This window comes from Vagococcus allomyrinae, assembly GCF_017829975.1.
Classification (GTDB): domain Bacteria; phylum Bacillota; class Bacilli; order Lactobacillales; family Vagococcaceae; genus Vagococcus_D; species Vagococcus_D allomyrinae.
Genome location: NZ_JAEEGA010000006.1, coordinates 116,912 through 130,552, shown reverse-complemented (window position 1 = coordinate 130,552; position 13,641 = coordinate 116,912). Strand labels below are relative to the sequence as shown.

Sequence of the window (13,641 nt, the reverse complement as noted above, 5' to 3'; positions counted from 1 at the left end):
TCGGTCGTACGAAAAACGGGTATTATTCATATACGATAATTTCATCATCTCTTTTCTTCCCTATGTTAAACTAAAGGTTCCTATTCAATATTTTTTATCTTACCCCTACATTCGTTGTGCAGGGGTATTTACTTTTTACCTAACGATTAACATAACTCCTTGTTTAAGTTAAGACGCAATCTATCTGTATCAATGAAAGAAAAAGGAGAATCTCATGAAAAAAACAACTTTCCCTAGACTATTCCTCTATTTAGCAAGCATTAGTTTCTTTGCCTCCGCAACAATAGATACTTTCTATAAAGATTTTTTTACAGGTCTCTCAGACTATTTTGTCTCCCTCGTATTCCTGCTCTTTGCTTTAGCCTATAAAAAGAAATAATCCTCATTGTCTAAATCACAAAACAACTTATTACTCTTTAACCAGATGCATTTTGCCTAGGTTTTAGTCAAAATTGGTAATCGGTCTATCTGAATCTACATTTGACATAAAATTAAAAGAAACATGCTCATTTGATAAGCATGTTTCACATCATATCTATAGACACACTCATCTTTCTCTCTAAAAGCTGAGGTGGGTGTACGACTAAGATCAGGTCCTTCGGTTAGTCGACCTACAGCAAGGCCTTTAACTCCACATCGGGATACTTATCTGAGAACCAACGCATGGCAAACTGATTTTCAAATAAGAATAAAGGATTGTCAAAACGATCTTTCACTAAAATATTTCGACTTGAACTCATGCTCTCATCTAAATCTTTCGGATCAATCCAGCGAGCGGTTTTAGTTCCCATTGGCGTCATAATCACTTCTGTGTTGTATTCATTTAACATTCGATGTTGGAACACTTCAAATTGTAACTGTCCAACTGCACCAATGATATAATCCTCGGTCACAATTGTCTTATACAGCTGAATTGCCCCCTCTTGAACTAACTGAGCCATTCCTTTGTGGAATGATTTTTGTTTCATAACATTTTTAGCCGTTACTTTCATAAATAATTCAGGCGTGAACTGTGGCAATTCCTCATAAGCAACCTTCAATTTGCCAGAGTAAATCGTGTCACCAATTTGATAATTCCCCGTATCATATAACCCAATAATATCACCAGCCACCGCTTCTTCTACTGTTTCACGAGTATCTGCCATAAACTGGGTTGAATTACTTAGTTTAAATTTCTTGCCAGTTCGTTCTAAGAAAACATCCATGCCACGCTCAAAGGTGCCAGAACAAATGCGAATAAAGGCGATCCGATCACGATGAGCTGGATTCATATTCGCTTGAATTTTAAAGACAAAGCCAGAAAAATCTTCTTCATAAGGACTAACTTCCTGCTCATCTTTCGTCACATGAGACGAGGGTTTAGGAGCGAATTGCAAAAACGTCTCCAGAAACGTTTGAACCCCAAAGTTCGTCAAAGCTGAACCAAAAAAGACAGGTGTCAATTTACCGGCAGCGATTTTTTCTTCTGAAAACTCATTACCTGCTTCTACTAACAACTCCACATCTTCCAATGCCTGATTGTAAACAGCGTCCTGATGCAAGCGATGATCTGCCGGAATATCCCCCTCGACTAAAGGAATAAAGCGTTCGCCATCGTAGTTTTCTGGGCGATGAAGCTCCACCCGTTGATGATAAACATCATAAAGACCTTCAAGACCTTTCCCCATGCCAATTGGCCAGTTCATTGGATAAGACTCAATCTCCAAAACTTCTTCCAATTCCGCTAGCAAATCCAAAGGCTCGCGGCCATCTCGGTCTAATTTATTCATAAACGTAAAAATTGGAATGCCGCGCATGCGACAGACTTGAAATAATTTCTTGGTCTGGGCTTCAATCCCTTTACCACTATCTACTACCATGACAGCTGCATCAACTGCCATTAAGGTACGATAGGTATCTTCTGAGAAATCCTCATGACCCGGCGTATCTAAAATATTCACTCGCTTGTTATCGTAATCAAATTGCATGACTGAACTGGTTACAGAAATGCCTCTTTGTTTCTCTATTTCCATCCAATCGGATTTTGCAAAGTTACCTGTTTTTTTTCCTTTTACCGTCCCAGCTTGGCGAATGGCCCCTCCAAAAAGCAATAATTGCTCTGTAATGGTGGTTTTCCCCGCATCTGGATGGGATATAATGGCAAATGTTCGCCGACTATCAACGGCTTCACGTTGTGTTTGACTCATCACTAATCTCCTTCTTCTCTTCATCAATTTATCTTTTGGTTTAACTAGCTATTCGGATTATTTTATAAGATGTGTATATTTACATTGGACGACTCCTTATGATTTCTCCCTATGTTATTACCATAGTAGAAAAATTTTAACCATTTGTTAGTATATCATGAAGAACAGCGAGAAGAAAGCATTGACAGCTGAATCTCTCCGACAATTCTTAAACTAACTGATCATACTCATTAAAATAACCGCGATAACTACCGTAGCAAGCGATCACAGAGGCAATCGCAGTGGTAGACATCAACATAAAGACCACCATTATCTGGTACTTTATCGCATGTACCGGGTCAACACCAGCAAAGATCAATCCGCTCATCATCCCCGGCAAACTGACAATGCCCATGGTTTTAGTTGAATCTAAGGTAGGTGTAATTCCTGTTCGAATGCTCTCTCGCACAATAATTCGGGAAGCCTGCTTCAAATTTGCGCCTAAAGCCAAACGCTCTTGAACTTGCTGACGCCGATCTTTAAAAGCGGTGGTCATATGACGATAACACAAACCAATGGCTACCATTGAATTACTGGCAATCATCCCAGTAATTGGTACCACTTGGGACGCAACTAATTGAATGGAGCCACTGGCAACCAAAATAGCCAAAGTAACCAAGGTGCCACTGGTAATAGCGATCAGTGAGGTCCGAAATATATTAGGAATCCCGGGATTCTTTTTAGCCGCATTGTATGACGCATTAAAGCAAATCACCAAAAACATGGCAATTACAAGCACTAATTGACTACTTTGAAACACATATTTTAAAACATAGCCTATGACAGTCAACTGAACTACCGCACGAACAACGCTGACAATAATCGATTTTTCTAATTTTAGCTGCTCCTTATAAGACAAAAATAACGAGATGACCACCAGAGAAGCCGCCAAAACTAATGTCATATTATTTATCGCCAATGTGTTCATTCAACAATCCTCCCAGAGACAACCTTCACCAAACGAGTCGCCTGCTCAATCTCTTCCTGAACATGGGTTACTCGAATTAAGGTTAATTGATGGTCCTTTTGAATCTTTTTTAAAAATGCTCTAACCACAAGACTGCTTTGGCGATCCAGAGCGCTGGTCACCTCGTCTAACAATAAGACTTTAGGCATTATTTGCAGATGTCGAATCAAGCCGACCCGTTGCTTTTCACCACCTGAAAGACCATTAATTGGTTGAGTCAAAAAATCAGCTGACAGTCCAATTTGTTCCAATAGTAGCAGGCTACGTTCTTCATCGAATGTTTGTTGACGAATCTCATAAGGAAACACCAAATTGTCCTTCACCGTTTCGCCAAACAGTTGAGGATTTTGAAAGCAATAAGAAACAGCTTTCCGATATTCCGTCGGTTCGATGTCCTTGATAGGCCGCCCCTCGAAAGTCAACTGACCTGCGGTTGGTGTTAATAAAGAACCTAGCAGTTTTAACAACGTACTTTTTCCGCTTCCTGAAGGGCCAGAAATAACAACGTCCTCCCCCTGATTAACGATTAACTGAATATCTTTTAGAATCTCCTTATCTGCTACTTCATAAGCAAGATCTTTAACTTGAAATAAATGCGGCACAAAGATGCTCCTTTCACGATATTTCCAGTATAACAGGTCTTTTCATTAGTTTAAATGACTGATTCAGCAATAAGTAATAAATTAGACTAAGACGGAGTTAGTTCACTGGCTGCCCCTCTTCTGCCTATCCCCATGAGATCTGAGAGCAGACAGCTAAAAAGGCTGGAAAAATTTCCAGCCTTTTCCTACTATTTTCAAGACTCTCTCATCCGTAAATAACGGAAATCAAAAATTAAATTATCATCATGAGCTAACATCCAGCTTTCTAAAGCCTCCTTCATCTCAGTCAATAGTCCTTGAAACTCATCATGATCAATTAGGTTAATTTTCTCATAGGGATCTTGGGCCAAATCATATAACTCATCAATATCGCCACAATTAAACACATATTTAATGTCACCTTTGCGGATCATTCGTTGGGAAAACATGACACTCCCAATGCCTGAGCATTCAGTCACAACTGTTTCGCGCCAAAAACATGGTTCATTGGCTACTAATGGCACTAGAGACAACCCATCTCGCTGAACCGTCCCTCTATCCCAGCCACTGTATTCCAATATCGTGGCGTACAAATCACAACTGCTGACCAGTTCTTTCACATGATGACTCTGGTGCTGGTCCACACCTTTAATCAACAATGGAATGCTACAGGTTTCTTCATACATAAAAATTGCCTTATCACACAAGCCATTATGAATTCCCAAAGATTCGCCATGGTCACTACTAAAAATAATAATCGTGTTGTCATAAATCCCTTGCTCTTTAAGATAGGTCAGCAAACGACCGATCTGATAATCAATGTGACTGGTATTTGCAAAATAATGTTGAATATAAGGTTCCATCACTGACCACGTCGGATCATTCGCTCTTTTTAAGTCATGAATACGCGGTTTATTATCGCTGTCCCCCTGATAGTTTTGCCATTGAGGAATGTCGCGCTGCCGGTATCGATCCAGAAACTCAGTAGGAGCAAAATAAGGCTCATGGGGACCCCAGAAATTCAATTGAAAATACCAGGGCTCCTTCTCAGAAAATCCTGAGAGTAACTCTTTTGTCCGTTCGACTAAAAAATGCTCAATGGTGGATTCAATACCTGAAGTCACTTCACCTGCTTGATGTCCGCCATAATTCCCTGTGATTATCCCCTCAATTTGATGAGTCAGTCCTCGCTCCTTCAGATAGTCCTTAAATTCTGGATAGTGATGCCCACCAAAGCCATGGCCAGGAAAATAATCGCCCTGGTAACCAATTTCTTCAGGTGTAGCAGAATAATCAAAGGTAATTTCAGGAAAATTCATCTCTCCCAGATACTTCTGAAGATAACTGTCTGCCTTAAAGTTAGCCACTCCTGACCCAAGATGCCATTTTCCAGTATACCCCAATTGATACCCCGAGGCCTTTAACCGGTGGCTCAACAACTCACTTGAATTAGGTAGTTCTTGAATCATGTTGCCATAATTATAAGAGTTGGTTAACATGCCATGATGCATGGGATATAGCCCTGTTTGTATCGTGGCACGAGCTGGCGCACAAATCGGGCAACTAGCATAAGCATTATCAAATACCACACTCTCCTCTCCCAGTTGATCTAAGACAGGAGTTTCGCAGATCAAATCGCCGTAAGCAGTCAAAGTATCTTTCCGTTGTTGATCCGTTAAAATAAATAAAATATTAGGTTGTTTTGTCATCAAGTCCCTTTCCTTTCCCTTAATTGTCTCCTTCACACTACCATTATACTAGCAAACGCTATCACTTTTATTCAATAAACTATAGGTCTTTTCCTACCTTTTATAGAAAAATACAACTCTATCTATAGTTCGTGCTATTTCTACTATAGTTTTAACCTTTCCCAACAAGCCATTAAGGCCTAAAATAAACCTATCAGCTTACCCTATCACGATTAAAGGAGATCTAATATGACGAATAAAAATGTGTTATTTATTCTTACAGACGATCAACGATTTGACACCATCCACGCCTTAGGAAATCAAGAGATTCAAACCCCTCATTTAGACGAATTAGTCGCTTCAGGCATCAGTTTTGAGCAAGCCCATATTCCTGGGGGGACCAGCGGGGCAGTTTGTATGCCTTCTAGAGCCATGATTCACAGTTCTCAAAGTCTTTTTAAGCTCAAAAATTGTGGTGAAACGATCCCAGATAACCATCCCTTACTTGGAGAAACCCTAAAAAATGCAGGGTATCAAACCTGTGGCATCGGCAAGTGGCACAATGGAACAGACTCATACGCCCGTAGCTTTTCCAATGGCAATCAGATTTTTTTTGGTGGCATGTGGGATCACTGGAATGTGCCGACTTACCGTTACGACAAAACAGGTGCGTATCGCGACACGCATAAATTTACTCAAGATCCTTTCTCCACCAATACAGTGATCGAGATTCCCGCTGAACAAATTGAGCTGGGCAAGCACTCTACAGATTTATTTGCAGATGAAACCATTCATTTTTTAAAGCACTCCCTTAATAAGAAGCAACCTTTTTTTATGTACACTTCTTTTCTGGCACCTCATGATCCACGAACAATGCCAGAAAAGTATCAACAGATGTATCAACGCGAAACCCTCTCTCTGCCCGATAATTTTTTACCTGAGCACCCCTTCGAGTTTGATGTTCGGGAACAACGAGATGAATCACTGGAAAAATATCCGCGACAGAAACAAGCGATTCAGCAGCATCTTGCTGACTATTACGCCATGATAAGTCATTTAGATGATGCCATTGGCAAGATTATCGCGACCTTAAAAGCCGAAAAGCTTTATGAAGAAACCATCATTATCTTTTGTGGTGATAACGGCATCGCGATCGGACAACACGGGCTAATGGGCAAACAAAATCTATATGACCACAGCATTCGAGTTCCTTTAATCATGGCTGGACCAGGGCTTCCGAAAGGCGAAAAGCGGCAACAATATGTCTATTTGATGGATATTTTCCCTACAATCTGCGAACTAGTAGGCCTCCCTGTCCCTGACTCCCTTGAGGGGCAATCCCTGATGCCAGTCATCCAAAAACAACTCCCTGTAAGAGATGGCCTTTTCAGTGCCTTCACAGACAAGATTCGTAGTTACAAAAACGATCGCTATAAATTGATCGACTATCGCACACAATCGGGAAATCACACTCAGCTATTCGATCTTCAAACTGACCCATTTGAAATGACTGACCTTTCACAACAACCCGCCTACGATGCTATTTTAACCGACCTTCAAGCCGCTTTAAAAAGCACGGCTATCGCTTGGGGAGACCTTGACTTTCCACAAGGCAAAACATACTGGTCAAGGTAGCAGCACTTTCCTTTGTATCCGATCATTCATAAGATTGCCTACGACCAAAAATAGTAGCACTCAGCTCAGCTTGATACCTATTAAAGTCGCGAGCAAGTTAGCGGCTTTCCTCCTCAAGAAAAAGAGGACCAGCTCGTGCTAGTCCTCTTTTTAGATTGATAAGTTTTTCTCCCGAAAATCTTTTGGCGTAATGCCATAAACTTCTTTAAAATTTTTATGAAAATAACCAGTGCTCGAATACCCAACCGCATAAGCAATTTCATTGACCGTTTTGGCTGACTTAATCAGCATTTCTTCCGCTTTTTTAATACGATAACTATTCAAATATTGAGCAAATGTTTGGCCTGTCTCTTTGCGAATTAATTGTCCCAAATACATCGGGTTAACATACAACGCTTCTGCAATTTCTTTTAGCATCAGATCATGTTGATAGTCCCGATGAACCAAATTAATGGCTTTTTGAGTTAGCTCACTGTAAGATCGCTGGGAAAGTAAATGTTTGATTTCTTCTTCAAGCTGAAGAAAGGTGGCGGTAATTTCATCAATATTATTAATATTACGAATTTGATCAATTTCTTCCTGATAACTTCCCTTTAACTCCAAGTCATAATGGGCTCTTGCATCTGATAGAATTAATAACATAAAGTATCTAGCATGATTGGGCGGTATTGGCGTTCGTTGAAAATAATGGATAATCTGCAAGATTTTTTCATGCAAACTAAACTCTGGGGCACTCTTAGAAATAAAAGGCAAATCATCGGTACTATTGTAGTATATTTCTTCCAATTGATTGGTTAATTCCAGCCAAATACAACCATCCTGTACCAAATTATAAAAATAGTAACTGTCTTTTAAGGAGATTGCCACATTGTAACTTTTCTTAATTTCCACGTACGTTTCTTTTAATGTTCCAGCAAACACAAACACATCTTTGGGAAATATTTCTGCCATTTGACGGTATAACTGCTCTAACTCCTGTTTGTTATAATCCAGCAAAATACCGACAATTTGCTTGTCTCCTTCTGAAAAATAATAACAGTTTTCAAGCTTGTCCAAATAAGCTTCAAACTCCCCTTCCTCGTACTGGCCCACAAACACATTGACAGTCTGGCGCTTATTTAGAGCCAATTCCGCTACCAACTCCGGCTCCGCTTCGCCAAAAACCCAATCTTTTAAACGCTGTTCGAATTTCAAGCGCTCAAAATCATGTTTATTTGACTCTTCTTGCACGAACGCAATCGCCTTCTTCAGCGCCACTATCAATTCATTTCGGTCCACAGGTTTAACCAAATAATCGACCGCACCCAAAGACATCCCTTCTTTAACAAACTCAAACTCCTGATAGCCTGACAAAAAAATCGTCTTGATATTTACCTGCTGTTTCTTCGCTTCTCTTAAAAAATCTATGCCTGATAATAGCGGCATCGTAATATCAGACAAGACAATGTCAACCTGTTCTTGCAAGACAAAATCCAGCGCTTCTTTACCATTAGTCGCGGTCCCGACTAATTCGATTCCCAATTCCTCCCAAGGGATCAAATGCTTTAGTCCTGCTAAAATCATGTATTCATCATCGACTAATAAAACTTTGCACATCTTGTCTCCTCCTCCTGATCTTCCTTAACTTCGTCGAATTCTGATGCGAACAGTCGTCCCACCACCAGGTGTCTCTTCATAAACCATCGAGTAGTCCTCACCAAAAATAATTTTTAAGCGTTCGTTGACATTTTGAATCCCAATCGACTGACTTTCATAAGGTTGGTGGTCAACCAAATAATCATTAATTTTTTGTAAGGTCTGCGAATCCATCCCCCGACCATTATCACGAATTTCAATTTCAATCCCCGTCTCAATTTCACGGGCATATACGCTGATGACATTATCCAATCGTGTGTAATCGATGCCGTGGGCAAAATAATTTTCCACAAGAGGCTGTAAACAAAATTTGGGAATTTCAAAGCCCGTTAAGCTCTGATCGATTTTAAAGGAATACGCAATACTTTTTGGGTAACGCATCTGATACAGATAAACATACTGCTCGACAAATTTAAGTTCATTTTCAAGTGTGATCATCTTTTTCTGCGAAATATTATTCCTTAAAATAGACGCGAAAGAAAAGACCACTTCTGATAACTCCTCCATCCCTTCACTTAAGGCATACATCCGAATATATTCTAAAGTGTTGTACATAAAATGAGGATTGATCTGAGCTTGTAGTGCTCGGAAATCAGCATCTTTTTGACGTAGCTCTAACTCATAATTTTCCCTGATAAAATTATCCAGACTCTCTAACATTTCATTGATGCCAAGGGAAATATCTTTTAATTCGGCCTTTTTGTTCTCAATCGGAATTCTCGTGGCACGATTGCCAGATGAGACTTGTTTGATCGTCACCAATATATCACCAATCTGAAAGACGTAGCCATTAAATAACCGATAAAGCAACAGCAACAAAACCCCATCAATCATCAGACTAAAAAAGAGCATCCAAAACATAAATAAGCGCGAGCTTTGGTTGACTTGTTCTTTATTAACCAAGGACAATATGTGATATTTTTGGACAGTGACTTGGGTTTCTGCTACAATGTTCTCCCCTTCATATTGGCTGGTATCAATCTCTGAGCCTTTTTCAAGTTTCTCTTCCAACTCACTGACTAGTGTTTTATTTTTTGAATTCGTGTAAACCAACTGATTTCGTTCCGATATCAAAAAAACATCGGCGGTATATTCCGCTGACAACTGCTTTAACATCTCCGTCAAAGGTTCCTTATTGACCGTCATATAGACGTTGCCAATTAGTTTAGCCCAAACATCTTTTAAAGGCGCATTAAACATGATCTCTTCGTTTGGTGGTAACTGTTCTACTTTACGCCCATATCGACTGTCAACATCTGACAAATAACGTTCTTTATTACTAAGTAAATCCACAGAAACAGAAATAATCTCATCATTTGTCGGGTATAACTGTTGAATAACATGGGTAAAATTGCTTTTAGCATAGTTATGGTTCAAGGTATAGTCCAAATACTCCGCATCTGTCATGGCAAAGTAACGCGTTAACCCTTGGTACTCTATCTCACTGTTGCTAATATTTCCCGCCAATTCAACGGCCTTTTGCTGATTTTCTTCCACAAAAGTTGATACTCTGAGCAAAGAGTTCTGAGCCAAACGTTCCGCCCGTTTAGAACTTTCTCGATTATTAATCCAACTTACGCCAACAGCAAAAATAGTGATGATAATCAACAAGGTCATCGAGTATATTTTTAGTAAACGGTACATCAAATTTCCTTTTATTTTCATAACTAACTCCCCAGTAAAGCTTACAGACTACTCAAATACTAAGCCTTCATCCAATTTTTTCCCTAAACGACTTAAAAAGAAAGCCACTATTCCTATTCCTGCGAAAAAAAGTAAGGCAGGCGCTTTATAACCAACCACGATAAGCAACACCATAAACACAATAATTGAAAATGTGGCCTTTAGCTCTTTAAAAACCAAAATAAACGATAGCTTCAACAGATTTTGAAACGAAATATCGTAAACGGACACCAGCGCAAAGGCAAAAAATGCCCCTACTAGTACCATCAGTAGTAATGCGACTAACATAAAATCAATCATCAAAAAAATCATCCCAGTCAATTGGCTTGACGTATAGAGACTTAAGAAAAGAAATAAGCTAACCCCTCCATAGGTGTACAGCAGTTTATTACCCAATACAAAATTATCCTTAAAACGGCGCCATAACCTTTGCCAAGTAATCTCTTTATAGTCCCAACCAAATTCTTGATAGATGGACATAATCGCTAAAAAAGCTGGGCCAACACCTAAAAATACGACACCAACTAAACTCATCCCCCAAAAATAAACACTTAATTTTAAGATAAAAAAGAATTTGTTTATCCCTTCTGTAATCCCGCTTTCTATCAAGGATTTCACCTCTGCTTTCCCTTAGTATGATAACATTTTTCATGATTAATTTCAGAAAAATATGAATAGAACAAAGGCAAATCTCATAAAGAAATTCGCCTCTGCCCACATTCGACCTAATTATTTATCTTTCATAAACTCATCGAATTGTTTTTGCATTTCTTCTTGAACTTTTTTCAAACCTGCTTCTTCAAGTTTTGCATTAAATTCTGGAATTGCTTTATCTGGATCGAGGGTACCAGTACTTAGGCCAGCTTTGTATTGACCCGTTACGTTTGACAAGTTAGTGATTTCCGTTTTAACATTTTCTGCGTTAAAATTAAAACCAAGTAATGGTGACTGTTCAGCCGCTTCAATTTTTTCATCACGCTCGGCTACCATCTCATCAGTAATCTTTTCATCAAGGAAAATCTTGTTGTTATCGCCTGTCATCCAAGCACCACCGATAACTTTATTACTTGCATCATAGCCAGGCAAGGTCTTCATGTGGTCATCGCCTACTTTTTCCCAGCCTTCGCCTTCTTTACCAAAGACCATTGTAGCCAATAGATCCTGATCCGTATTAATCAAATTAATCGCTTCTAACGCTTTTTCAGCATTTTTAGAAGTATTAGAAATCACCCAGTTAGCAACAAACATTTGACCATTGTCCTTCAATGGCGTTGTCAATGGCACTGAAACCAATTCGCGACCAGCGGCTCGTGTTAAGATCGTATCGCCATAATCGTAAGGTCCTTGTGTTTCAACGCGGACAAACCATGTTTTGTCATCTAAACGATAAAGTTCGTCACTGGTTGCAGCATCTTGTGGGATATACTTTTTAGCAAACAATGTATGCATATCTGCCAAATCACGTTTCATCCTCGGCGAATCTGCATAAGGGTTAATGATTTTAGTCTTATCCCCTTCCAGATCAATGCCTAACGGCACATTGACATCGTAGACATAATCAAAATTTCCCATGCGAATATCTTTACCAGCTGGGAAAGGTGAAACATTCGGCTCATTTTCCTTGATTACTTTTAATAATGGTTCTAAATCAGCAATCGTTTTAACTTTGGAAATATCCAAGTCATATTTATCAACTAATTCTTTATCAAAGGTCATCACTCGTTGGGCAAACACATTAGCATTAACCGGAATTGCGTATAATTTACCGTCAACTTTATTCCCTTCAATGTAGGTTGGGTTCAAATTATCATAGGTTTCTTTCGCATATTTAGGTGCAAGTTCCGTTAAATCTTTATAAGCACCCTTTTGCGCCGTACTGACGTAACTATCAGCGAAAGCGATGTCATAATCTTCACCAGAAGACGTAATCACCGACATTTTGTTTTGGTAATCACCCCAGCCAATATATTGAATGTTTAACTCAGCACCAATTTCATCCTTCATGCGTTTATTAACAACTTCCATCAATTCATCATAATTCTTAGGTTTTTCTCCGACACGGTACATCGTTAACGTCGTCGTGTCACCACTCGCTTTGTCGCTTTTTTTTGATTTTTGCTTATCCCCGGTCAGTCCGCCACAAGCCGCTAAAGTACCAACTAAAGCCAAACTCATGCTCGCTAACACCAACTTTTTAAACGTTTTTTTCACGTTCATTCCCTCCGATTTTCTAATTCAGATTTTTATTATACCAGACTAGAGCATGATAGGAAGCTAAACGCTCCTATCACACTGGTCGTCAGATAACCTATTCTTTGACTCCGCCGATCGTTAAGCCACCAACAAAGTACTTTTGGAAAAATGGATAAGTAGCCGCAATTGGTAATGTGGAAATAACTACCATGGCCATCCGTGTCGCTTCTTTCGGAATCCCAATACCACCTGTTACTTGAGCACCTAATGCCGTATTTTGCATCATAAAATCAATATTAGCTTGGATCTTCATTAACAAGTATTGCAAGGGAACTAAATTATCACTTTGAATATAAAGTAAGGCGTTAAACCAATCATTCCAATAAGCCAAGGCTGCAAATAAACTAATTGTAGCAATCCCTGGAACAGAGAGTGGTAATACGATTTGCAAGAAAGTTCTTAACTCACCTGCCCCATCGATTCGAGCAGCCTCGATAATCGCATCTGGAACAGAACGTCGATAAAAGGTTCGCATGACAATGATATTAAAAGGCGACAAGGCCATTGGCAAAATCAACGCCCAAATCGTGTCCTTTAATCCCAGCAAATTCGTCATCACAATATAGTTTGGAACCATCCCAGCGCTAAACAACATGGACGCTAAGGCCAACATGGTGAAAAAGCGGCGGTAGGGAAAATTCTGTCTGGAGATTGCATACGCATAAGTTGACGTAAAGATGACATTCACAATGGTACCAAACACCGTGACAAAGACCGTGATAAATAGCGCTTGTAAAATCTGCTCCTTCATTTCAAACAAGTAGCGATAGCCATCTAAGCTCCAACCAGAAGGTATTAGCTGATAGCCATTTTGGACAATCGACTGCTCACTCGTAAAAGAGATGATAATAACAAAGAGAAAAGGAAAGACACATCCAATTGCCACAATTGCCATTAACGCCGTAAACAAGATGTTCACTGGCTTACTAAACCCTTTGATGTTAACAGAGTCAATTTGTTTTTTCTTTTTCATG

Annotated in this window: 11 protein-coding genes; 2 read left to right on the top strand and 9 right to left on the bottom strand. The window is 39.5% G+C overall.

Features of this window, described 5'->3' with window-relative positions:
* Positions 1-214 precede the first annotated feature (214 nt).
* Entirely contained in the window at positions 215-379 is a 165-nt protein-coding gene (locus tag I6N95_RS10660; RefSeq protein ID WP_209527443.1) for a hypothetical protein, read from the top strand.
* A 232-nt stretch (positions 380-611) separates the two neighbouring features.
* On the opposite strand, the gene I6N95_RS10655 is transcribed toward I6N95_RS10660, so the two are convergent.
* From I6N95_RS10655 to I6N95_RS10640, 4 genes are all read right to left on the bottom strand, one after another.
* The gene (locus I6N95_RS10655; protein WP_209527442.1) at positions 612-2,186 is read right to left on the bottom strand and encodes a peptide chain release factor 3; all 1,575 of its coding nucleotides are present in this window, start codon (positions 2,184-2,186) and stop codon (positions 612-614) included.
* A 208-nt stretch (positions 2,187-2,394) separates the two neighbouring features.
* Positions 2,395-3,153 (bottom strand): ABC transporter permease, encoded by a 759-nt coding sequence (locus I6N95_RS10650; RefSeq protein WP_209527440.1) that lies wholly within the window; start codon positions 3,151-3,153, stop codon positions 2,395-2,397.
* On the bottom strand, positions 3,150-3,794 hold the full coding sequence (locus I6N95_RS10645; protein ID WP_209527439.1) for an ABC transporter ATP-binding protein: 645 nt from the start codon (positions 3,792-3,794) through the stop codon (positions 3,150-3,152). The genes I6N95_RS10650 and I6N95_RS10645 overlap by 4 nt, the downstream gene beginning before the upstream one ends.
* A gap of 194 nt (positions 3,795-3,988) precedes the next feature.
* Entirely contained in the window at positions 3,989-5,482 is a 1,494-nt protein-coding gene (locus I6N95_RS10640) for a sulfatase-like hydrolase/transferase (RefSeq protein WP_209527436.1), read from the bottom strand.
* 228 nt (positions 5,483-5,710) lie between these two features.
* Between I6N95_RS10640 and I6N95_RS10635 the strand changes: the two genes are divergently transcribed.
* Positions 5,711-7,096, top strand: coding sequence for a sulfatase family protein (locus I6N95_RS10635; RefSeq protein ID WP_209527434.1), 1,386 nt, complete (start codon positions 5,711-5,713; stop codon positions 7,094-7,096).
* 150 nt (positions 7,097-7,246) lie between these two features.
* Here the strand turns inward: I6N95_RS10635 and I6N95_RS10630 are convergent, their stop codons facing one another.
* From I6N95_RS10630 to I6N95_RS10610, 5 genes are all read right to left on the bottom strand, one after another.
* Positions 7,247-8,692, bottom strand: a complete 1,446-nt coding sequence (locus tag I6N95_RS10630; protein WP_209527432.1) for a response regulator transcription factor — start codon at positions 8,690-8,692, stop codon at positions 7,247-7,249.
* Positions 8,693-8,716: 24 nt separating this feature from the next.
* A complete protein-coding gene (locus I6N95_RS10625; RefSeq protein WP_209527430.1) occupies positions 8,717-10,396 on the bottom strand; it encodes a sensor histidine kinase in 1,680 nt (559 codons plus the stop codon).
* 27 nt (positions 10,397-10,423) lie between these two features.
* Positions 10,424-11,032 (bottom strand): DUF624 domain-containing protein, encoded by a 609-nt coding sequence (locus I6N95_RS10620; RefSeq protein ID WP_209527428.1) that lies wholly within the window; start codon positions 11,030-11,032, stop codon positions 10,424-10,426.
* A gap of 111 nt (positions 11,033-11,143) precedes the next feature.
* Positions 11,144-12,589 carry an ABC transporter substrate-binding protein gene (locus tag I6N95_RS10615; RefSeq protein WP_347340552.1) on the bottom strand — a complete coding sequence of 482 codons (1,446 nt, stop codon included), beginning with the start codon at positions 12,587-12,589 and terminating at the stop codon, positions 11,144-11,146.
* A 133-nt stretch (positions 12,590-12,722) separates the two neighbouring features.
* The gene (locus I6N95_RS10610) at positions 12,723-13,640 is read right to left on the bottom strand and encodes a carbohydrate ABC transporter permease (RefSeq protein ID WP_209527424.1); all 918 of its coding nucleotides are present in this window, start codon (positions 13,638-13,640) and stop codon (positions 12,723-12,725) included.
* Position 13,641 lies beyond the last annotated feature (1 nt).

Bases quoted from the DNA above. Each gene is read 5' to 3' on its own strand.
- I6N95_RS10660 (WP_209527443.1), top strand. From the start codon at position 215: ATGAAAAAAACAACTTTCCCTAGACTATTCCTCTATTTAGCAAGCATT.
- I6N95_RS10655 (WP_209527442.1), bottom strand. From the start codon at position 2,186: ATGAGTCAAACACAACGTGAAGCCGTTGATAGTCGGCGAACATTTGCC.
- I6N95_RS10650 (WP_209527440.1), bottom strand. From the start codon at position 3,153: ATGAACACATTGGCGATAAATAATATGACATTAGTTTTGGCGGCTTCT.
- I6N95_RS10640 (WP_209527436.1), bottom strand. From the start codon at position 5,482: ATGACAAAACAACCTAATATTTTATTTATTTTAACGGATCAACAACGG.
- I6N95_RS10635 (WP_209527434.1), top strand. From the start codon at position 5,711: ATGACGAATAAAAATGTGTTATTTATTCTTACAGACGATCAACGATTT.
- I6N95_RS10630 (WP_209527432.1), bottom strand. From the start codon at position 8,692: ATGTGCAAAGTTTTATTAGTCGATGATGAATACATGATTTTAGCAGGA.
- I6N95_RS10625 (WP_209527430.1), bottom strand. From the start codon at position 10,396: ATGAAAATAAAAGGAAATTTGATGTACCGTTTACTAAAAATATACTCG.
- I6N95_RS10615 (WP_347340552.1), bottom strand. From the start codon at position 12,589: ATGAGTTTGGCTTTAGTTGGTACTTTAGCGGCTTGTGGCGGACTGACC.
- I6N95_RS10610 (WP_209527424.1), bottom strand. From the start codon at position 13,640: ATGAAAAAGAAAAAACAAATTGACTCTGTTAACATCAAAGGGTTTAGT.